The sequence below is a fragment of the Saliniferula longa genome, assembly GCF_050789285.1.
Lineage (GTDB): Bacteria > Pseudomonadota > Alphaproteobacteria > Rhodobacterales > Rhodobacteraceae > CAVPWP01.
On record NZ_JBOUVX010000001.1, the window covers coordinates 804,740 to 825,074 of the forward strand.

12 protein-coding genes are annotated in these 20,335 nt (G+C 62.1%); 7 read left to right on the forward strand and 5 right to left on the reverse strand.

The window, feature by feature from the left end; all coding sequences use genetic code 11:
• Window positions 1-82 precede the first annotated feature (82 nt).
• The 5 genes from ACRDNQ_RS03750 to ACRDNQ_RS03770 all read right to left on the reverse strand — a co-directional run bounded on the left by ACRDNQ_RS03750 (window position 83) and on the right by ACRDNQ_RS03770 (window position 8,385).
• A complete protein-coding gene (locus ACRDNQ_RS03750; protein ID WP_431827288.1) occupies window positions 83-3,418 on the reverse strand; it encodes a helicase-related protein in 3,336 nt (1,111 codons plus the stop codon).
• A complete protein-coding gene (locus ACRDNQ_RS03755; protein WP_431827289.1) occupies window positions 3,411-5,258 on the reverse strand; it encodes a phospholipase D family protein in 1,848 nt (615 codons plus the stop codon). The genes ACRDNQ_RS03750 and ACRDNQ_RS03755 overlap by 8 nt, the downstream gene beginning before the upstream one ends.
• On the reverse strand, window positions 5,248-6,417 hold the full coding sequence (locus ACRDNQ_RS03760) for a DUF6361 family protein (RefSeq protein WP_431827290.1): 1,170 nt from the start codon (window positions 6,415-6,417) through the stop codon (window positions 5,248-5,250). Before ACRDNQ_RS03760 ends, ACRDNQ_RS03755 begins: the two co-directional genes overlap by 11 nt.
• Before the next feature lie 269 nt (window positions 6,418-6,686).
• Window positions 6,687-7,685: a helix-turn-helix transcriptional regulator gene (locus ACRDNQ_RS03765; RefSeq protein ID WP_431827291.1), complete on the reverse strand. Its 999-nt coding sequence runs from the start codon at window positions 7,683-7,685 to the stop codon at window positions 6,687-6,689.
• 283 nt (window positions 7,686-7,968) lie between these two features.
• Window positions 7,969-8,385: a hypothetical protein gene (locus tag ACRDNQ_RS03770; protein ID WP_431827292.1), complete on the reverse strand. Its 417-nt coding sequence runs from the start codon at window positions 8,383-8,385 to the stop codon at window positions 7,969-7,971.
• A 384-nt stretch (window positions 8,386-8,769) separates the two neighbouring features.
• Here ACRDNQ_RS03770 and ACRDNQ_RS03775 point away from each other — a divergent pair, with 384 nt between their 5' ends.
• The 7 genes from ACRDNQ_RS03775 (at window position 8,770) to ACRDNQ_RS03805 (ending at window position 20,308) form a co-directional block, all read left to right on the forward strand.
• On the forward strand, window positions 8,770-9,321 hold the full coding sequence (locus ACRDNQ_RS03775) for a hypothetical protein (RefSeq protein WP_431827293.1): 552 nt from the start codon (window positions 8,770-8,772) through the stop codon (window positions 9,319-9,321).
• Between the two features lie 135 nt (window positions 9,322-9,456).
• Window positions 9,457-11,280, forward strand: a complete 1,824-nt coding sequence (locus ACRDNQ_RS03780) for a hypothetical protein (protein WP_431827294.1) — start codon at window positions 9,457-9,459, stop codon at window positions 11,278-11,280.
• Window positions 11,280-12,977 (forward strand): hypothetical protein, encoded by a 1,698-nt coding sequence (locus tag ACRDNQ_RS03785; protein ID WP_431827295.1) that lies wholly within the window; start codon window positions 11,280-11,282, stop codon window positions 12,975-12,977. Before ACRDNQ_RS03780 ends, ACRDNQ_RS03785 begins: the two co-directional genes overlap by 1 nt.
• Before the next feature lie 434 nt (window positions 12,978-13,411).
• Window positions 13,412-16,459 carry a BPTD_3080 family restriction endonuclease gene (locus ACRDNQ_RS03790; protein WP_431827296.1) on the forward strand — a complete coding sequence of 1,016 codons (3,048 nt, stop codon included), beginning with the start codon at window positions 13,412-13,414 and terminating at the stop codon, window positions 16,457-16,459.
• Window positions 16,456-17,163 carry a hypothetical protein gene (locus ACRDNQ_RS03795; RefSeq protein WP_431827297.1) on the forward strand — a complete coding sequence of 236 codons (708 nt, stop codon included), beginning with the start codon at window positions 16,456-16,458 and terminating at the stop codon, window positions 17,161-17,163. The genes ACRDNQ_RS03790 and ACRDNQ_RS03795 overlap by 4 nt, the downstream gene beginning before the upstream one ends.
• On the forward strand, window positions 17,160-20,009 hold the full coding sequence (locus ACRDNQ_RS03800) for a site-specific DNA-methyltransferase (protein ID WP_431827298.1): 2,850 nt from the start codon (window positions 17,160-17,162) through the stop codon (window positions 20,007-20,009). The genes ACRDNQ_RS03795 and ACRDNQ_RS03800 overlap by 4 nt, the downstream gene beginning before the upstream one ends.
• On the forward strand, window positions 20,006-20,308 hold the full coding sequence (locus ACRDNQ_RS03805; protein WP_431827299.1) for a hypothetical protein: 303 nt from the start codon (window positions 20,006-20,008) through the stop codon (window positions 20,306-20,308). The genes ACRDNQ_RS03800 and ACRDNQ_RS03805 overlap by 4 nt, the downstream gene beginning before the upstream one ends.
• Window positions 20,309-20,335: the final 27 nt, after the last annotated feature.

Consider the following 20,335-nt stretch of genomic DNA (forward strand, 5'->3'; position numbering starts at 1 on the left):
TGTTCCGACGAACTTCTCTGGTTGTTGCCCCGCCGCCTGCACTCGCCAGCTCACGGCGCGCAAAGCCCTCTGACCCATCTGTTTACTCCCGCCTCTCGTTCAGGGCATCGGCGAATGAAGACGAATGGCTTGTGCCAATTGACGTAATTGCCGGGGCAGGCTTCTGGCTTGACAGGGCTGGGTCGTCATCACTCAGATCGATATGGGCTACATTTCCAGGGTTCTTCGATATCTGCGGCATTGGCGGCGGCCTGAGACTGATTTGCAGAGCGGCAAGATCGAGGCCCCCGACGTCTTCGTTCGTTGCCTCCAGAAAGGCCAGGAGGTCATCCTGCCGTGGTTGACCGAAAGCGAGTCGGTAGATTGCGACTGAGCGCTTCAACCGCGCAAGGAGTGTCGCCTCACGACTGAACGGAAGCGATAGGGCATACCGTTCAATCTTTGTGTCACCGTCAAGGAGCCAGAACGGTTCCATGTCGCCTGGACGTTTGGCCTCGCGATGGGCTGCATCGAACATGATGGCCCAGGGATCTGCGTTGCCGCGTGCGCCACGCAGGCTTGCCGAGAACCGCGAGGCGAGATTCAGCCTGACGGCATGGTTCTTGAACCGATGGACCCGTCCCTCACGCTGTTCGAGATCGACCGGGTTGCCGGGTAGATTCCAATGTACAAGCCGGTGGCACCAGTGGTGGAAATCCAACCCTTCCTGCCCGATGGACGTTGTCGCGAGAACGAAGGGCCTGAACGGCGAATTGAAGGCCGTTCTGACGGTATCTGTACGCTGCACCTCACGGTCCTCGCCAACCTTCTGCAAGAGGCGGGTTGCGAAACGACCGCGCATTGTCAGGCGGCGCTGAATCTCGAGGCTCTCGCCACGCACTGCGTACGACTTGATCTCGATCTGTGCAGGCTTCAGCGACAGTGCCTCGTCCATCTTCTGCGCAAGCGCGATAAGGGCTTCCGCCGGAGCCTCGGTGGAAAGGCCTTCCGCCTCGATCAGGACATGGACATATTCGTCGAGTACGGATTGTAGGTCCTGCTCCGAGCAGTGTCGAAGCACCGACTTCCAGTAGAACTCATCGGTCTCGGCGCGCAGGAGAGCCTGGCTTTCAGGCTGGTTGAAAAGGCTGCGAAATGCCATCCCGACACGCGCTGCAGCGTCGAGCATCTCCGGGTTGTCCAGCCGAAGATCAGGAAAGAGGCGGCTGAGTGCCCGGAGCGCGCATGTGGCGGGGCTTCCGAGGGCGAGATCGGTCAAGTGGTCAAGCACCAGCTCCTGGCTCGGCGTGCCCCGCAGCGTCTCCGCTTTCGCGGTTTCGCGAAGCGCGTCGAGATGCTCGAACCATGCGTTCTGCCCGTCTTCCCGTACAACATCGGCAAGAAGACCTCCCCGACCGAGCCAGGACGCAAACGACGTGTTCCGCATGTCGAGTGCGGCAACGCCGGCCCAGTCCCAGGTTGCCGCCGCTTCTCCTTCTTCACCGGCTTCGTCGCTGTTCCGATCAGGCGGAGATCCTCGGTGCAAGGGCGCGATGCGGCTGATGAGCTGCTCGGCCACCGGAACGAGCCTGCGACGGACTGCATCCCTCATGGCGGCGGCATCGGGTAGAGCGGGTTCCCCACCGAAGATCTCCAGCGGGTCGGCCGCGGCGGCCAGAGTTGGCGAGGGAACCACAAGCGGCAAGACCCGGAGTCCGGACAATCTTTCCTTATCGCGGCGGAAATTCAGGCGCTGCGAGTGTGTGGCGGAATAGGTGCTCCAGCGGGCAGCCATCCCCATCTTACGTTCGCTTTCGTAGGACAAGAGGGCGGCGATCGCATCCGGAACCATGGTCCACTGGGAGAACACCAGAAGCTTGCTTGCCGCCACTCGACGACCAAAATACGGAAGGCTTGGAGGCATCCAGAGGCGACGCTGCATGTCATCGCGACTGGCGATGTCCATCAGAGCCCGCATCCGTCCATTGTTCACTGGGATTGGCCGGTACGCTTCGACGGCATCCACATCGATCTGGGCGGAACCAGCCTGGCGAATTGCCGCAATCAGAGCCTCTGATGGGAAATCCTTTCGTTCTTCCAATCTCTGCCCAAGCTTGTAGTCCCGGAGAAAGCTCAGAAGATAGGGGGCCGATTTCCAGTATTCGATTGTTTCGGGCGCATCGGCCGCGGCGGCAATGCGGGCAATTGAACGCGCCTCCACAAGATCATCAGGTGCAACGGTCACTTCGATCTTGGCGTCCCGCATCATGGCGTCGCGCTCAGCGGTTTCAGAAACGCGCTCCGTCCGTGCAATGACCTTGCGCAAGGTGTGTTCGATACCGTCCTTTATTGTGCGCGCCTCTCGATAGTCCGATGGAAGTCCGAGCAGGGCGGACCGGAAGCGGCGCATTTCCTGCTCGAGTTCCTGACGCACAGTCTCCCCGCGCCCGGGTCCGAATAGGAAGCCGAGGACGTCGAGAAATTCCTTGTAGTGGTCTCCGGCGTCCTCGCTGTCGTCACGCAGCGACAGCATTCGGTATGGAGTTGCCGAAAGCAGCAGCACCCGCGCCTGATTGCCCTCGGGGTCTGTCGCGTTGAAAAGTCTCGCGGCCAGTTCAGCGGCCTCGCCGCCGCCGTGAAGGACATCAGTGAAGCGCTGGAATTCATCAAGCACGATCAGGTCTGGTTCCAGCGCCTCTGCGCTTTGCCGAGCAAGGATGGTCCTGAACTCACCAACGATCCGCTCGCGCTTTCTGTTGAGCGCGGTATCGTTGCCGCGCAAACCCTTGTAGGCCTGCGCGCACTCCTCGAGTTCATTGAGAAGTTCGGGCCGCGCCTCCGCGGCGCGGCGAAATCGGTCCACAATCTGCGGCTCGAGCTCTTGCGCGTTCACCCACACCCGTGCTGCGCGCCACCCTTCCTTGCCGGCATATCCGCGCAACATGCGAGCGACCGCCCGCCTGTCGTCAAGGAGATCCCAGAGCAGACGCAGGATCAACGCGCGCTCGACCTTCATGCCGCCGCCCTGTTTCAGGTCGAGAGATGTCCCGGGCGTGAGGCTGAAGAAATTGACGCCTGTCTCGCGGATCCCGCCCGCGCGTGCGAGCTCGACGGCGAGCATGGTGAGCCGTGTCGGAAGGACACGTGTCCGCGTGCCCCCGAAGACGTTGAGGCGGGCGACGTTCTGCTTTGCGATCGCGCCGTTGGAACAGATGTAGATGACGTCGATGCGTGGGATCTTGTCCTGGAGAGCTTCGATCGTTCGAGCGATAACGCCACGGGCCACCATGGTCTTGCCGAGGCCGACCTCGTCAGCCACCAGGAAATGGCGCACCCGATCAGGATCACTCAGGAGCCGTCGGGACACATAGTCGACGGTCGCGAGTTGGAACGCCTTCAATGATCGCAATGCTGGCCCGGCTTCGAAGCGTTCAGACACGCGTGCTGTCTCCCACCTTGATTACCGCTTCAAAAGTCTCCCACAGATCGAGGAATTCGGCCGGGATCACATCGCGCGTGTCAGCCCCTCCGTCACGCAAGCGATTTATCAGGCGCTCGATATCCCGCAGCTGCCGTCCATTTCCGCACAGCGCGCGCACCATATCCTCGAGGAGGTGGCCGTCCTGTCCCACGGCGAATGCTCCAGCGGCAGTGCGGCCGGTGCCGGCAGAGAAAAGCATCTTCGTCCGGTCTGACATGTCGCCGAGAAGAAGGCGAAGGTACCTCAGAAAGGCTTCGCGGTTCTCGATAATGGATCGCAATATCTCGCTTGTGCGCGCGTCAGGCAGACCCTTGAGGTCGGCCCCGAGCGTGAAAGCTTGTTCAACTCCCGTCGCAGCATCTCGAAGCCTGATGCCAAGCCACCTGGTGACATCGCGGAGGGCAAGTTGTCCAAGAGCAAGCGCTCGCTCATCGAGGTGCTGGGCATCAATTCCATTCTGTGAACCTGCCACCAGCGGCCAGAGGCGCATCTCAACATTCACTGGAATGACGGTCGGGTGTCTGGCCGTCAGGTGCAAAGCGATCCGCCGCTCGCCGATTTCCTCGCAGGTCAGGACCAGACCGGATTTGGCGAGCTGCAGCCGAACCTGATCCAGCCGTTCTGTCGCCGCCTGCTCGATCGTGGTGTCCGGCGGCGCAAAGGGTACGAATTCACGCAAGTATCGGCCAAGGCGCTCGGACGAGAAATGGTCGCTGACTGTCCCGAGATCGCGGGTATGGCCGCGGAGCGTGGCGAAGATCTCCACATTCTTTCCGCTCATGAGGGCAGGGACCGTCGCATTGCCGGAGCCCATTGTGATCTCGGTATTTGAAGATACTTCGGTGAGATACGCCTTTGCATGGAGACCTCGCGCCGGAACGGCAGCGATGTCCGGCTCCGAAGTCTCTTCGCCATCCTCGGTCTCAGCCATCTCGTCGAGGACTCGGATCTGCCCAAAGAGCGAGAGCGTTTCTTCGTCCAGAAGGGCCAGTTCCTCGCCGCGTGAGAGAAGGTAGGCCGCGTTCGGTTCAACATGTCTCGCAAGGGCCACAAGCGCATCGTCGGAAACGAAGGGCGAGATCACTCCGAGGGTCTTGCCGATCCGAGGTGTCCAGGCAGGACCCCCGAGTCCGTTCACCGCGAAGGAGATTTCGCGAACCGCTTCCGGATACTCCCACCGAGCGGACGCCACGTCGCGGGCAAGGCCTTCTGCTATCTCGACAGTTCGGGCCGGGGCCGCCCGGCCGGCGGCAAGCCCGGGAAGGGCCTGCAAGAGCTCGACAAGCGGCTCGTTTGCTTTCACGGGCTCCTGACCTGAGCTACCGTCAAGGCAGAGCGACAAGTCCCATGAAGTATCGGCTGTGAGGTTACGCGACAGGATGGCAAGGCGTAGCTTGGGCGGGCTCGTCTCGGCTATGGGCGTAAAGCGCAGCACCCAGAGCTTAGGGTGGAAGACGCCGCCGAGGGGGGCGGAGACCTCGGTTACGGTGTCTTCAAGAAGCGCCGTTAACGGGCTAAACCCCTTCGGAACAGCTTTGATCCGACCGGCCTCGCAGAAGACTGCGATTCGAGATGCCAGACGCTCCAGACCCTCGAGCAGGGCGAGGGGCGTGTCGAGCGTTTGTTGCCGACTCTCGGCAGCATGGAAGGCAAGAGTTGCCGGTATCACCAGCGCCGTCTCGAAATCGAGGGAATAGGTCGTCGCGAGCGCCACATCGAGTTCGTAGCCCACCGGGGCTCTCAAGATCTCGGCGTAGAGCGCCCGGTTCTCCGGGTCGAACGTACCGCTACCCTGCATTTACCAAGTCCGTCAGGTGGCTGGACGCAACTGGCCATCGAAAACTGAGCGGTGCCGTTCCCGATGCGCCGCCCCATCTGGCAAGAGCGCCGTCATTGCTGAACCGCGACTTCAGCCTCTTCAGCCTCTCTTCTCTGTCTTGCACGAGGGCCCTTGCGTCAGGATCATTGGCGATGGCGCCGCCGGTCCGAACCACGGTCGCTCGCCAATCAGCGACGAAGCGCCGGGTGGCGGGCTTCACAACGTGGATTGTCTGAAGGGTCTGTTCCCACAGATCGTCGAGATTCCAGTCGAGCAGCGCGGCGTGACGGAGCGATCCTCTCCAATCCGATAACCGTGCGGAATAGGTTTCCGCACGTTCATTCCACGCCGAACCAATTGCGCCATGCAGCACTGCGGCTCTTTCCGAAAGCATCAGATTGTAGAGCAGGGAGGCGCCGTGCATGAGGCTCGCAAACAACTCGGCATGGTTCACCAGTTTTTGGATCCCGGCGGGCCAGTCACCCCGCCACGGGTGCTCCCAGACCATCGCGCAGACCGGGGCAGTTTCCTGTCGGGCGAGAAGCGCGAAGAGGCTCTGCGGTGCTTCCCGCGCCAGTCTGTCTCGGATGAACCCGGCCTCATCGACGGTCAAAGAAAAACCAACTCCAGCGTCTTCCTCGAGGAAGCCGACAGGTGGTGGCGGAAGGCCAGGGGCCCACAGGAGATCCGCCTGATCGGGCGCGGCCTCAAGGGCGGCGCTTCTGCTGCCTTGAAAGCGTCGGATCCCAAGTGTCAGTAGTCCGGCCCAGTAGACGTCGCTGGGCAGACGCTTCAGTCGCTCCCGGGCCTGCGACCCGATTATTCCCCGTTGATCACCCGATGGCGATCTTTCAAGGGCAGAGATAAGCCTGATTTCGAGGGCGCGTGCATATTGCTGCTTCGCCTCGACCGGCCCAGGACGTGTTCCCGCCATCCGGTATATCCATGGCACGAACAGCATGTACCTCAGACGGGTCTGGATTGTGCTGGTCCCGGGAAACAGGAGGTCGGAAATCGCATCCCGGATCGAGCCCAGCCCAAGCTCATCGCGACTGTCCTCACTGTCAAAGAGGTCCATGATGCGACGGGTTCTGTCGCGATCCGCCTGGTCGAAGTCAATCCATGCCAGAAACGACATTATTCAGAATTCCCCCTGCTCGCGCTCACTTGGTCTGCAGTCCATGAATCTGCAGACCGATGCCGTGTGATGGCGGTTCTCGGCTCGCGGATTGGTGATGCGTCGAAGTGCATCTTGGAGCGGCCTGAAACTGAGATTCCACATCTTTTTTGTATACCATTGGTGGGTGACAATAATTGTCATCCGCAAACCTCGGACGCGCGAGTGTCCAAGTTCGATGTCGGATAGGGCGAAAACGCGGCAAGAATATGCAGATTTGAGAAGGAGATTCACGGTAAGGATGGAAAGTCGCTCCGCCGATGCTGGCTCACGATTTCGCGGAGGCTCTCGGGCGCGAGGACTTCGACCTTGTCGCCCCAAGTGTAGAGATGCCACGCCATTTCAAGAAGTCCTGAGGCGGAGAAGCGGACCGTGATCGATCCATCGGGCTCTTCGGTGATCTCCTGGTCAGGATGAAAGATAAACTTCCTTGCAGTTTCCGCCGCTTCCGGTGCGAAACGCCAGACAACCGGACCATATTCACTCTCGGAGTGGTAAGAACCAAAGGCACGTGCGGCATGCGCCGTCAGGTCGAAATCCGCATCGCGCCGAAAGCTTCGGGACGTGATCTCGGCGTCTTCGATCCGGTCGAGCCTGAAGCGCCGCATGATGCCATCTCCGTCTGAGGGTCGCGCAATGAGGTACCGACGTGTCCCAAGCAAAAGACCGTGCGGCTCGAGTAGGCGCATCGTTGGGCGTGTGTCGTGGGCTCCCCGATAGGATACCTTAAGCTCCCATGGCGCCCTCAAAGCCTCTGTTAACGTTCCGAGAAGCTTCATGTCCATGACCACGCGAGGCCCAGGACGAGACGCGAACCCCTGCGCCTCAAGAAGCGCCTCAGCGTCTGCCTCTGTCCGCCGAGCCTGGGAGGGCGGCATCGCGGCCAGCAGACGATCCCTGACTCCGCGCAATCGGCGCGCCTCATCCGGCGCACCGTCACGTTCAGCGCGCCGTGCTGCCATATCCAGCGATGCCAGCTCGCCGTCACGAAGACCTTGTGCCTGAAGCCAACGAAGGTCGGTCCTCGGAAGTCGCCAGTGCCGCCGCCGCTCCGGATCGTCTTGGACATCGACATTTGGGAAGACTGTTTCGAAAGCGCGCGTCATCCTCTGCGCCGTTCGGTGGTCACAACCGAATTCCTCAGCCACGTCGCGCAGAGAGACGCCCTCGAACCTCGATGCGGCCATATCGGCGAGGCGGAGGAGATCAGTCGCCTTCGAATAGGACATCCAAACCCCCTTTTTAGGTGACAGCTTTTGTCAGGGTCACCTTCGCGTTGCCGCTTGTCAACAGGATTTGCCGAGGAAGGCATTCGGTCTTGGACTCGCAATGGGAACTGAAACACTACCCGGCGAAATTGAGATGTTGCTTAGGCATACATTGTCGCTTCACAGCATTGCCGTTGCGGAATGGCACACGCGAGGGAAACTGCCAACCACGACTCAGATCACCATATTTCGGCGTTCCACGGCACTTTGCCGTGGGCGCCGAACATCTCTCGGAGGCTTGTCCCTATGGCGCCATATACGGGCGGAGGGCCAGCGCGGCGGCCGACAAATCGGCAACGGTCTCTGCGGCTTCGAGCGCACGCTCGAGGCCATTGAGGATCGTCGAGAGTTCCTCGTCGCGAAGTCCCCAGCTGCGCATGTCGCAGCACAGCCTCTGCGTAGCCTCTCGAAAAGCGTCTCCGAACGTGTTTCTCGCGGCGATGTGGTCGCAGACGACATCGACCAGGAGCTGTGCGTCGTCGGGGACGGCTCCCTGAAGAGACAGGAGGTGTCGGCGCGCATGCCGCGCGGCGGCGAGACCCTCCCGCGCGATCTGCAGGACCCGGTCCCGCTCGTCTCGTGGCCCGTGTTCGAGATGAAGGAGGATGTTGTAGGCGTTGCCCGTCGGGATCGACCCTGGCATTGGAAGGCGTTTCTGCATTTTCGGTCTCGGCGATCGGGCGGGAGCAAGGGCTCCCTTCCATAGACCCGTCGCATCAAGCTGCGTGCCCTCCTTCGTCACGCGGGTATTCTTTCTCAAATCCTCGGCACCACTTCCGGATTGGTCTGCGGTCTCATCCAGCGACCGCACGCCAATCCGGAAAGGGGCCGGTGTACTCAACAGAAGATTGCAGTCCGCTCGTTTCAAGAAACTGGCGGCAGTCCCGCCACACCGCGCAGTCGAACGTCGCAGGAAAGCGCGATCGGTAGCGTGAGAATGTGACGGCTGATCTGCCGAATTCTCGGGTGCTGAAGATTTTCTATCCGTACCGATTTCCGTCCTGCCGGCAACGGAACCAGTTCCTCGTCATCAGGAGACTGACCGATGACGAATCCCGAGATCCGCGATCCAGGACATGCAACACCGGAGGAGCTGCGCACTTACTGGCGCGCAAAGTCCGTCCGCGTTGCGGAGGAACGTGCGCGCCAGCTCGGCATCCGCAAGACCGGCCATGGTTACCCGTGGCTGTCGATCTGGCGCGCAGAAGGGCTCGCGCCTCCGCCTGAGCGGCAATGGGCCGAGCTCAAGCTGCCCCACAAGACCATGAAAGACATTGCGGAAGTCCTTGGACGGTCGGACCGCACGGCCCGGCGTCGGCGCCACCACAAGCCGGATGCCGAGTTTCCGGACCCCATCGAGTTTGGTCCGAAGACGCGTCTCTGGCGGGCCGCGCAGATGGATGCATGGGAAAAGGGGCGCCCCGTGCCGGTCTACAACACGTACGTAAGGAGCAACCACCGCAGGCTCGAGGAGATCGCGGAGCGCGAGGAAGCCGCTGCGCGAGTGCCCGACCAGATTCCAGCGCCTGCAATCTTCAATCCTTTCGCCAAAACCGCCCAGTTAACGGCCGGAAATCACGGGTTTCGGACACAATGACGAACATCGGCCAAAATGACAAACGGGTCCCAAATATCACCTTCCAACACTTGAAAGGCGTCTGTCATTTTTCCGTTTTGGTTCACGATTTTCGGCCAATCTTCTCAATCAACGGACAAATCGGAGGAATGACACATGAGCTTTGATCCGTTCACAATCACCACGCAATGCGCCACACTTCTCGAGGACGCGCAGCCCATCTGCGCCGTGCCCTTCGTCCTCAAATGGCTCGAGACGGCGCCGCTTGCGGACGACACGCGGGAGGACTACCGGCGCTCGGTCGAGCGTCTGAAGTCGTTGCCAGCAACCTCCGGAGAGATCTTTACCCTCGATTGGGCCGAGCTCCGGGCGGATCTCAAGGCGATGCCCTTCGATCCAGATCAGTTCCAGAGCGTCAAGGCGCAGGCCGCCTGGGCGCGGAAGGTGGTGGCCGCCTTCAACGGCGCGAGCGGCGAGACAGCCGCGCAGCGCGAGCGGCGCTCGCGGGATGACGGCTGGCGCCACCTGATGAGTTCACTCCGGAATGTTGCAACGCGTCCGTTTGACGGACCCTCGCCGACGCTGACCTTCAACGAGATCATCCCGCTCGGCGTGCTCGCCAACCTGGCGCGTCGGCGCGGATACGAGCCGCACCACCTCACGAACGGGCTGGTCCTCGACCTCTATCTTCATGAGGCGGTGAAAGGTCAGAGGGAGACTGTGCTGCGCGCCGCGGTGCTCCTCGACCGGATTCGCGCGGTCGACTGGGGCGACTTCTCCGAATGGCTGCCAAAGGAGCCACTGCATTTCCGCAAGCCCGTCCTGGCACATCGGAGCCAGGAGCTGCCGCCGCACCTCGAGGAAGAGTTGCACATCATGGTCGAGATCGCGTCGCGCGGCAAGATTGACCCCACAACCGGAGAAAGATTCGGCGGCAACGTGCCTGACCCGATCTACTACGCGGCTCGAAAGTTTGTAGCGACAGGCCTGTTCCTTCTCCAGGTTCCCCAGCGTGAGCCCGACACGATTGCTGCCTTCTTCGACTGCGGCTGGCTTACCAGGATCCTCGCCCAGTGGCAGCAATGGGACGCCGCAGACGATCTGCGCGCCATCTCGTGCAGCACGGCCGTCGGATACTTCGAGCGCATTGCTCCCTTCCTCGATAAGAACGGCTATGACGGCAGCGGTGCGCGGAAACTGAAATCCCGGTCAGTATGGCTTCAGGATGGCGTCGAGGCCCGCGGCAGGATGACCTCGAAGGCGGAGAAGTTCTGCCGCCGGATCCTCAAGGACCGCACGCTGCGCATGCGGATCATGTCACTCCACATCCATTGGCGGAAGCGGGCCGAGGCAGAACTGGCCAAGGCCAAGGCCAAGGGTCGGAACGGTGGTCAACGGCACATCGAACTCGCGCGCCAGTACGGGACGATCGCCTGCTTCGCCGCCATCGAGACGGATGCCGCGCCGATCCGGGTCGACAACGCGCTGAACATCACGTTCGGCGGGCCGGATTCCTGGCTCACACTGCCCACCCGTCACGAGAAGAATGGGCGCCTGCAGATCCCCGCCGCCTGCACCAAGAACGGGAAGCCGATCGATGTTCCCATCCTCCACACCAGCCGCCTGCGCGGTCTCCAGACGATCCTCTGGTTCATCCGCACAATCCGGCCGCTGTTTCCGCACGCGGCGACCAGCGAATACCTGTTTCCTGCAGTGACAAACGCCGGAAAACCCTTGTCCTACGGCACCTTCACGGGCTGGTGGTACCCGGCCGTGAGCGAGGAAGACCTGCCTGAGATGACGCCGCACAAGATGCGCCATGCACAGGCGTCCATTATCATCTCGAAGCGTCCGGGGGACTGGACCTTGGCGGCCATCCGGCTCGGGGACACGGAGGCGATCGTCAAGCGCAACTACGGCTTCATCGACACCGAACGCCTGCACATCCTCGCTGGGGAAGTGCTGGCGGAGGATCTCTAATGGCCAGGCACCTCGATCTGACCGCCGACCACTGGCATCCGTTCCGCAACCTGAACCTCGCGGAGATCCCGCAGCCCCATCTTCTTGCGGCGGACAGCTTCCTGCGGTGGCTTCGCGAGCGGAACGTCAGAGCAATCGACAGGCGCCTTCTCCTCGATTATGCCGCCGAGTCCGGAAGGGTGGCGACACTCCGCCGTCTCGTGGTGGCCTTCGGCCATCTTCTTCCCCCGGAGCACTCCCTGCACCGCGATCTACGCGAGGCCATGCTCGACCACGAGCGGCGCCGCACCGGCGCGCCCATGCGGATCGACATCCTGGCGGCGCCGTGGTGGCAGCCCCTTCTGGGGCGCGTGAACACGGACGCCGTGCCCTACGAGCGGTTGAAGCTCGTCGATGGGTGGCTGGCCCATCTGCACCGGAACGGGATCGCTCAGCCCACGGAACGCGACTACCTGGCCTACTTCGCGGACAAGAAATCCCCCGAACCGCTCAAAGATCTGCAGGAGGCTTTCCAGCTGCTCGAAATGCCCGCCGTGCCGAGCATCACGATCGAGCTTCCGAACGCCATCACCACCAAGAGGATCCTCGCCAGCAAGAAGCCCCGCGGAAAGACGCGACAGCAAAAGCCGCGCCGGATCTCGGTTTATCCACATGAACTTCCGGAGGCTTGGCAGCAGGCGCTCGCCGAGATGAAGAAGGGCCGTCATCATCCCGAGATGAAGTGTCCCGCGCCCTCGATCATCAAGGGCATCGAGACGGCGCTCTGCCAGCTGGCGCGCTGCAGTCGCAACCGGGGGCGGCCGATCGAGCTGTCGCTCCCCGCCATCCGTGACTACGTTGAGTTCCTCACGACGACGAAGTCGCCGACGGGGAAAGACCGCCGGCCGGCAACCTATGAGATGCGGATCGAGGCGCTCCTCCGCTTTGCGCGCTACACCTCGGCGCCGGCAGAAATTGTCGAGGCCCTTCGTATTGCCCGTGCCCGGCGGCAGCAGGATTCGGACAAGGTGCTCGCCCTTAAGCACCGTAAGGCAGCCGAGATCGGCCCGGTCAGGACGATTCTCGAAAAAGCCGTCGAGCAACTGGCGAAATCCCGGACTGAGCGCACCCTGACCTGGCGGATGACGCGATTGAACCAAGCCGCAAGCCTCGCGCTCTTCGTCCTCCTTCCCGTCCGACTCTCCGACACATGTCTTTTCTGGGGGCGGGACATCATTTGGGACGGGACCGGGTACTTCGTGGCTTTCATCACGAACAAGACACGGGCACCTGTGCGTCGGCGTTTGCCGGCCTTCCTGACGCCCTTTCTCGATGCGCTGCTCCTGCGCGGACTCGACGAGGCATTCCTGCCCGTCGTCCGTGAAAGGGCCATCCGCGAGCAGCGTCCGCTGCTCGCTTTGCGGTCCGAACGCCAGGTGTTCGACGCGTATGTGAGCCACGCCTGGAGGACGCATTTCGGAACAGGCCAGCACATCTCCCGGACCCTCGTGCATACCCAGTTGGGAAAGCTCGGACCCGAGGGCGTCGAGGCGGCCCTCGAGGCATGCGCTCAACGCGACGAGCGCACGCGGAAATTCTACCAGGGTAAGGCGGTCGCCGATGCGCTGCTCATCACGGGGCGCGATCTCCTGATTGATGACTTCACCGATGAGGAATTGGCGGAGTACTTTCCGGATTTGGATGCAGAGTTCGGATAGGCACTCGTTCTCCATCCTTGAACTCGACATCTTCGATAGAGCATTTGTTGGTCGGCCGCGACGGCGCTATCGAAGGTAGCGATCTGCGCGTTCACGACGGCCCGCGTCATCTCGGCGGGTAAAGGAGGGGCGTGCTCCGGTTTTTCCGAGTCGGTGTCTTTGAGGTGTTCGGCAGCGGCGCGCAAGGAAGCGATGTCTTGCCCTTCAGGCGTGCTCCACCGAACGAAATGTATCATTCGAGGGGGCGGTTTAGGGGAGACTGCCTGTACCGCCGCCAACAAGATTGCCATTTGGTGGTAAGCCTCGACTCTCCTGAGAGTCCACGATTTCAAAAGCTATCGTCGGCGCGTGGGCCTCATGTTCTCGGAATAGTTGAATAACACTTCGGATGATGGTGTTCTGCTCGTGGGGCGACGCAAGCGGGCATCTGACTTATGAACTTCTTCGACGATCCGATTCTCAACTCGCCTTACCTCCTTCCGCAGAAGCATTGGGAACTTGACGAAGAGAACCGTCCGACCAACCGAGTCACCGAGACCAGGCGATCTTCAGAACTCCTCACCGCACTTCCCGGCGCGTCCGCGACGTCGGACCGCGCGCACACAAGAAGCCTTTTCGAGAACGTCGGGCTCTCGACAGAGGCGACAGAGTTCAATCCTTCTCCGATCATCAACGAGCTTCGACAGGAGCTCGACACCTGGCGCCGCCTGCCAAACCCGACCCAATGGAAGGTCACCCCAACCACTCAGAGGCTCCTTCAGCATTGGCGCGGGCTTCAAACCGATGACACCCGGTCAATCCGGCCATTCTTCTGCCAGGTCGAGGCCGTGGAGGCTGCCATCTGGCTTTCCGAGGTCGCGCCCGACATGGGCAAGCGTGGTCAACGCTTCCTGAGGTGGCTCAACACGGCGAACAATTTCGCCGTGCAGCCCGAAGGCGCGGAGCCGTCGGCGGCGGCTCCGGAGATCCTGAGGGTCGCCTTCAAGCTCGCGACAGGTGCGGGCAAGACGACGGTCATGGCCATGCTGATCGCTTGGCAGGCGCTCAATGCCGTCCGAGCGGCCAACAGTCGTCGTTTTTCCAAGGGATTTCTCGTCGTCACCCCTGGTATCACAATCAAGGACCGCCTCCGGGTCCTCCAGCCGAACGACCCGGAGAGCTGCTACACCCGCCTGAACCTTGTGCCGCAGGACCTCGTGCCGGACCTCCAGCGGGCGCGGATCGTCATCACGAACTACCATGCCTTCAAGCTTCGTGAGACATTCGACGCCGCCAAGGGAACCCGCCTCGCCCTCGAGGGTCACGGGGAAGCGCTCCAGACCACGGAAACCGAAGGTCAGATGATCCAGCGGGTGATGGGCGACCTTATGGGTCTCAAGAACGTAGTCGTCATCAACGACGAGGCACACCACTGCTACCGCGAAAGACCGGCGGCCGATGAGGAGATCCTCACTGGCGATGACCGGAAGGAGGCGGAGGAGAACAAGGAGGCCGCGCGGCTTTGGATCTCGGGGATAGAGGCGCTCAATCGCCAACAGGGCGTTGGTGTCGTCTATGACCTGTCTGCCACCCCGTTCTTCTTGAAGGGCTCGAACTGGCCAGAGGGGACGCTCTTCCCTTGGGTCATGAGCGACTTCTCCCTGATGGATGCCATCGAGTGCGGGATCGTGAAGCTCCCGCGGGTCCCGGTCGCCGACAACCGGATGGACGGGCAGAAGGTCATCTATCGCAACCTCTGGGGCGCGATCGGAAAAAAGATGCCCAAGAAGGCCAAGGGCGACGAGAGGCCGGACCCGCAGAAGCTCCCGCTCGAACTCAAGGTGGCCCTCGATGCGCTCTACGGCCACTACGAGAAAACCTTCAATCTCTGGGAAAAGGAGGGCGTCGGCGTCCCGCCAGTCTTCATCGTCGTCTGCAACAACACCACGAACTCCGAGACCGTGCGGGACTACATCGCCGGCTACCCTTGGACCGACGAGAAGGACCTCGAGAAGATCCAAGAGGGCGCGTTGGCGCTCTTCCGGAATTACGACGATCACGATCAGCGGCTCGAGAAACCGAAGACCATACTGATAGACTCCGCGGCCCTCGAGAGCGGCGGTGAGATCGACAAGGCGTTCAAGGAAGCGCACGCGGCCGAGATCGAGGCCTTCAAGAGGGAACGCCTCGAACGCGGCAACGGCCACGAGGAGATCACGGACGCCGAGATCCTGCGCGAGGTGATGAACACCATTGGCCGGAAGGGTCGCCTCGGGGAGCAGGTGCGGTGCGTCGTGTCGGTCTCCATGCTCACGGAAGGCTGGGACGCCAACAACGTGACCCACATCATGGGGCTGCGCGCCTTCGGGTCTCGTCTGATCTGCGAGCAGGTCATCGGACGCGCCCTGCGCCGACTTTCCTACGATCCCGACCCGGTGACCGGTCTCTTCCGGACCGAGTACGCCGACATCATGGGGATCGACGGCCTGAACTTCGGCGAGCCCAAGGTTTCCCCACCGCAGCCCCCGCGAGAGGTCATCCATGTCCAGGCCGTCAGCCCCGACCGGGATCACCTCGAGATCACCTTCCCCCGGGTCGAGGGGTATCGCACCGACTTCCCCAAGGAGCGGATCGACATCGACTTCTCGAAGCTCGAACCCTACGTCTTGACGCCCGAACGGGTGGGAGCCACCGAGGTAAGGATGTCGGGAATCGTGGGAACACCAAACACGATCGACCTCGAACACCTCGACGACCATCGCCTCTCGACCATCGCCTACCGCATCGCGAGCTACTGGGCGATGGAGAAGCTCCGGGACCCGAACCAGGCGCCGAAGCCGCATCTCTTCCAGGACGCCCGCCGGATCGTCCTGCAATGGCTCCGCTCCGACAACGTCGTCTGCAAGGGCGGCACGAAGCTCGCCCAACTCCAGTACCGCCAGCTGACGGACGAGGTCTGCGACCTCCTCATGGGCGCGCTCCTTGACCAGCCGAACGGCACGCCCATCATCCGTGCGACCCTCGATCCTTTCTCGCCGGAGGGATCGACCATGGGCGTCAGCTTCACAACGTCGAAGACCTCCCGCCACTCCCCGCGACCGGACAAGAGCCACATCAACTGGATCATCACCGACAGCGAATGGGAGACGCGCTTCGCACAGGTCGTCGAAAACCACCCGCGCGTCACTTCCTATGCCAAGAACCACAACCTCGGCCTCGAGGTGCCCTACCTTATGGAGGGCGAGCCGCACCGCTACCTGCCGGACTACCTGATCCGCCTCGACACCGACGAGCCCACCACCCTCGTCGTCGAGGTGAAGGGCTTCCGCGGCCATGACGCCATGCTCAAGGCGCAGACGATGCAGAACAAGTGGATCCCGGCCGTGAACCGGCTCGGACGGTTCGGGCGCTGGGGCTTCGCCGAGCTTCGCGCCGTCCACGACTTCAAGCAGGACCTCGACCGCGCCATCGACGCGCTCGTGAAGGAGAAGGTGCCCGCATGACCAAATCGCCAGACATCGCAGAGCGCGCCCTTCGGGCAGTAGCCGAAGCCCACAGGTGGGACCGGGCGTTCGAGAAACCGATCGAAAGCATGCTTGGCAAGAACCGCCATTTTGACGAGGCATCCCTTCGGGCCGTGGCTCGGGAGTTCATGGTGACTCGCACCTTGCGCTGGGAGGAAAAGGGTGGCGGGGAGGAGTTGACGCAACTCGTCAAAGTCTTGAATTCATTGCCGCTGACGTGGGGTGGCAAACTACAGGTCCATTACCTCCATCTTGTAGACACTGTGAGCGGTGAATGCGCCGCGTTATGGGAGAAGACGAGCTTCCATTCCGCCTTGAGCAAGTTCTACATGTTCCGCACAGGGCGGCGATGGCCGCCGTTCGACAGCCACGCAGCCAATGCCCTTGGGGTGCCTCAAGGCCACAAGGGCAATCCTCGGGCAGCGAAATTCTATAAGAAGCTCGATGGGCTCGAGTTTTCACAGACCTGCGAGGACATCAGGAAGGCACTGGCACACTCCCTCGACATTCCTGCGGAACGGGTTCTCGACAAGTTCCTTCTTGTCGACGGAATGACGACGGCTGCCGTCATGGCCGACAGCTATTTTCACACGCAGCCAGAAGAGACGCAGCGCAAGATGCAAAAGGCGGCCGAGATGCTCGAAGCGGTCTTCAAGAAGCGCGACCAGTGGGTCCGCCAATGACCGACAAACCCCTCGACCACATTGCCCACGACGAGACCCGCGCCAACATCCCCACGGCCGAGCTCGAGCCCGTCCTGCACGAGGACGACCGCAAGCCCATTCGCGTCGCCTACGACCGGCGGAACCCGGACCTCGATCCCCAGCTCGTCTGGCGGGGGAAGGACATGGACCTCGACCGGATCACCGTCGACGCGCCGCCGATCTACCTGCAGGAGCAGGTGCACCCCAAGGCGCTGATCGAGGACCTCCGGGCCGGGAAGGCCAAGGCCGACGACCTCTTCGCCCATTTTGGGCTCGTCGAGGAGGACCTCGAGGCCGAGGTGGAGTTCTACCGCCACTCCCGGAAGTGGTCGAACCGGATGATCCTCGGGGACTCGCTCCAGGTCATGGCGAGCCTCGCCGAGCGCGAGGGGCTCAAGGGGCAGGTCCAGATGATCTACATCGACCCGCCCTACGGCATCAAATTCAACTCGAACTTCCAGTGGTCCACCACCTCCCGCGACGTGAAGGACGGGAACCTCGACCACCTGACGCGCGAGCCCGAGCAGGTGAAGGCCTTCCGCGACACCTGGCGCGACGGCATCCACTCCTACCTCGGCTATCTCCGCGATCGGCTGATCGTGGCGCGGGAGCTTCTGACGGAGAGCGGGAGCTGCTTCGTCCAGATCGGCGACGAGAACGTACACCGGGTGCGGGCGCTGATGGATGAGGTGTTTGGGGAAGACAATTTCGTTTCCCTGATCATGTTCCAGACAACAACGAGTCTGGGCAGTTCTATGCTGTCAGATGCCGGCGATTACGTCGTTTGGTTCACGAAGAATAAGGACCGAGCGAAGTATCGCCCGTTGTACCAGTCGAAAGATGAGAAGGGGGGCTTCGAGTACTACGCTTATGTGCGCGATGAGGCTGGTCAAATGGAAAGAGGGGAGCCGAAAAGAAGCTCCGATCGAGTCTTTTTTCCGGACAATCTCATAAGCCAGAGACCCTTGGGAGAGGGAGATCTCAAAGAGTATCGGGCATTCGGCGTTCTATTCAAGCCACGCAAGGGCACTTTCAAAACTGTCGGCACCGGACTTCACCGTCTCGAAAGAGCATCCCGGCTCTACACAACATCCGGAAATGTGCTTCGGTATGTTCGGATGGTGGACGATTATCCCGTTGTTGCAATGAACAATCTGTGGCGGGACACCGGGACTGGCAGTTTCACTGAATCTAAAGTCTATGTTGTGCAAACGAATACGAAGGTCATCGAGCGATGCCTCTTGATGACAACCGACCCCGGTGACCTCGTTCTCGATCCCACCTGCGGTTCCGGGACCACCGCCCACGTGGCCGAGCAGTGGGGCCGGCGCTGGATGACCGTCGACACCTCACGCGTGGCGCTCGCACTCGCCCGCGCTCGGATCATGGGCGCGAAGTACCCCTACTACCTCCTCGCCGACTCCAAGGCAGGAAATGACCGCGCGGTGAAGGAAGGTTTCGGCACCCCCTCCGACGGCCCGTTCCACGAGGACATCCGCGTGGGCTTCGTCCACGAGCGCGTCCCGCACATCACGCTCAAGGCCATCGCCAACAACACCGAGATCGACGTGATCTGGGACCGCCTCCAGCCGGCGGTCGAGGACGCCCGCGCCGACCTCAACGCCGCGCTTAAGGGCCACGCCACGCCCTTCGAGGTCGCGACCGGCGGCCGGGCGGGCAAGACCATCGACTTCACCGCCTCCGGCGAGGTCACAATGCCCTCGGCCGAACCCGCGCCCTCGGACGGCTTCATGGAGTGGGAGATCCCGCGCGAGGCACCCGCCGGATGGCCGGATGCCGCGAAGTTCGCGCTCGATGCCTTCTGGACCGCCCGCATCGCCCGCCAGCGCAAGATCGACGAGGCGATCGAGCGGAAGGGCCGCGAGGACGACTACGAGATCCTCTACGATAAACCTTTCGAGGATCGGAGCCGCATCCGCGTGGCCGGGCCCTTCACCGTCGAAAGCCTCTCTCCCCACCGCTCGGCCGCGGTGGACGAGCATGGCGAGCTGATCGAGGAGAGCGACGCGGCCAAGGGCCTGCGCACGCCCGAGGCGCGCGAGGCCGAGAACTTCCGCACCGCGATCATGGAGAACCTGAAGAAGGCCGGCGTCCACCAGGCGGGCAAGGAAGACGCGATCCGCTTCGAGAGCCTCACCCCCTGGCCGGGCGAGTGGATCGCCGCCGAGGGCCGCTACATGGAGGGCGAGACGGAGCGTCGCGCGGGCATCTTCATCGGCCCCGAATACGGCACCGTCGCACGCGCCGACCTCGTCGCCTGCGCGCGAGAGGCGGCGGACGCGGGCTTCGACCTCGTCATCGCCTGCGCCTTCAACTTCGACGCCCACGCGCAGGAGTTCCAGAAGCTCGGCCGCATCCCGATCCTGCAGGCGCGGATGAACCCCGACCTGCACATGGCGGGCGACCTGAAGGCAGGAGGCGGGAACCTCTTCGTCGTTTTCGGCGAGCCTGACATCGAGATCCTGAAGGAGGGCGAGCGGTACCGGGTGAAGCTCCTCGGCGTCGACATCTTCAAGCCGGCGAAGGGGGTGGTGGAGAGCAGCGAGGCCGACGAGATCGCCTGCTGGTTCATCGACACGGACTACTCGGGGGAGAGCTTCTTCGTCCGGCAAGCGTATTTCCCGGGGGCGGATATCCCGTACAAGCAGCTCCAGGCGACGCTGAAGGGGGACATCGACGAGGAGGCGTGGGAGAGCCTGAAGAAGACGGTCTCACGGCTGTTCCCGAGGCCGAAGTCGGGTCGGATCGCGGTGAAGGTGATCAACCACCTCGGGGACGAGGTGATGAAGGTGTTTGGGGTATGACGGAGGCGGTCTATCGCGCTCTCGTCGATTACGTGACCAGAAATGATCGCGTGTGGCCTCTGCCTTGGCATGAATTCTCTGAGCTTATTGGCCTCAATCGACCGGGTTTTCTGCCGCCGTTGATCCTGGGAGGCGCCATGGAATCGGACGCCGCCAAAAGGGAGCGCCTTCTCGCGCAGATAGCCCATATCAAGGACGATCCGGAGTTGCTCGAAAAGGCCGACGCTTTCCTTCGTTCATTGCCTGACGAAGAATGGTTCAAGGCGCCGGACCCACTTTCGACGAAGGATCGATGGTGAGGCCGGGTAGACTACGTGTCCGGGCCG

Coding starts and splice junctions, on each gene's coding strand:
- ACRDNQ_RS03770 (WP_431827292.1), bottom strand. CDS start 8,385: ATGCAGAAACGCCTTCCAATGCCAGGGTCGATCCCGACGGGCAACGCC.
- ACRDNQ_RS03785 (WP_431827295.1), top strand. CDS start 11,280: ATGGCCAGGCACCTCGATCTGACCGCCGACCACTGGCATCCGTTCCGC.
- ACRDNQ_RS03775 (WP_431827293.1), top strand. CDS start 8,770: ATGACGAATCCCGAGATCCGCGATCCAGGACATGCAACACCGGAGGAG.
- ACRDNQ_RS03790 (WP_431827296.1), top strand. CDS start 13,412: ATGAACTTCTTCGACGATCCGATTCTCAACTCGCCTTACCTCCTTCCG.
- ACRDNQ_RS03765 (WP_431827291.1), bottom strand. CDS start 7,685: ATGTCCTATTCGAAGGCGACTGATCTCCTCCGCCTCGCCGATATGGCC.
- ACRDNQ_RS03755 (WP_431827289.1), bottom strand. CDS start 5,258: ATGCAGGGTAGCGGTACGTTCGACCCGGAGAACCGGGCGCTCTACGCC.
- ACRDNQ_RS03760 (WP_431827290.1), bottom strand. CDS start 6,417: ATGTCGTTTCTGGCATGGATTGACTTCGACCAGGCGGATCGCGACAGA.
- ACRDNQ_RS03805 (WP_431827299.1), top strand. CDS start 20,006: ATGACGGAGGCGGTCTATCGCGCTCTCGTCGATTACGTGACCAGAAAT.
- ACRDNQ_RS03780 (WP_431827294.1), top strand. CDS start 9,457: ATGAGCTTTGATCCGTTCACAATCACCACGCAATGCGCCACACTTCTC.
- ACRDNQ_RS03795 (WP_431827297.1), top strand. CDS start 16,456: ATGACCAAATCGCCAGACATCGCAGAGCGCGCCCTTCGGGCAGTAGCC.
- ACRDNQ_RS03800 (WP_431827298.1), top strand. CDS start 17,160: ATGACCGACAAACCCCTCGACCACATTGCCCACGACGAGACCCGCGCC.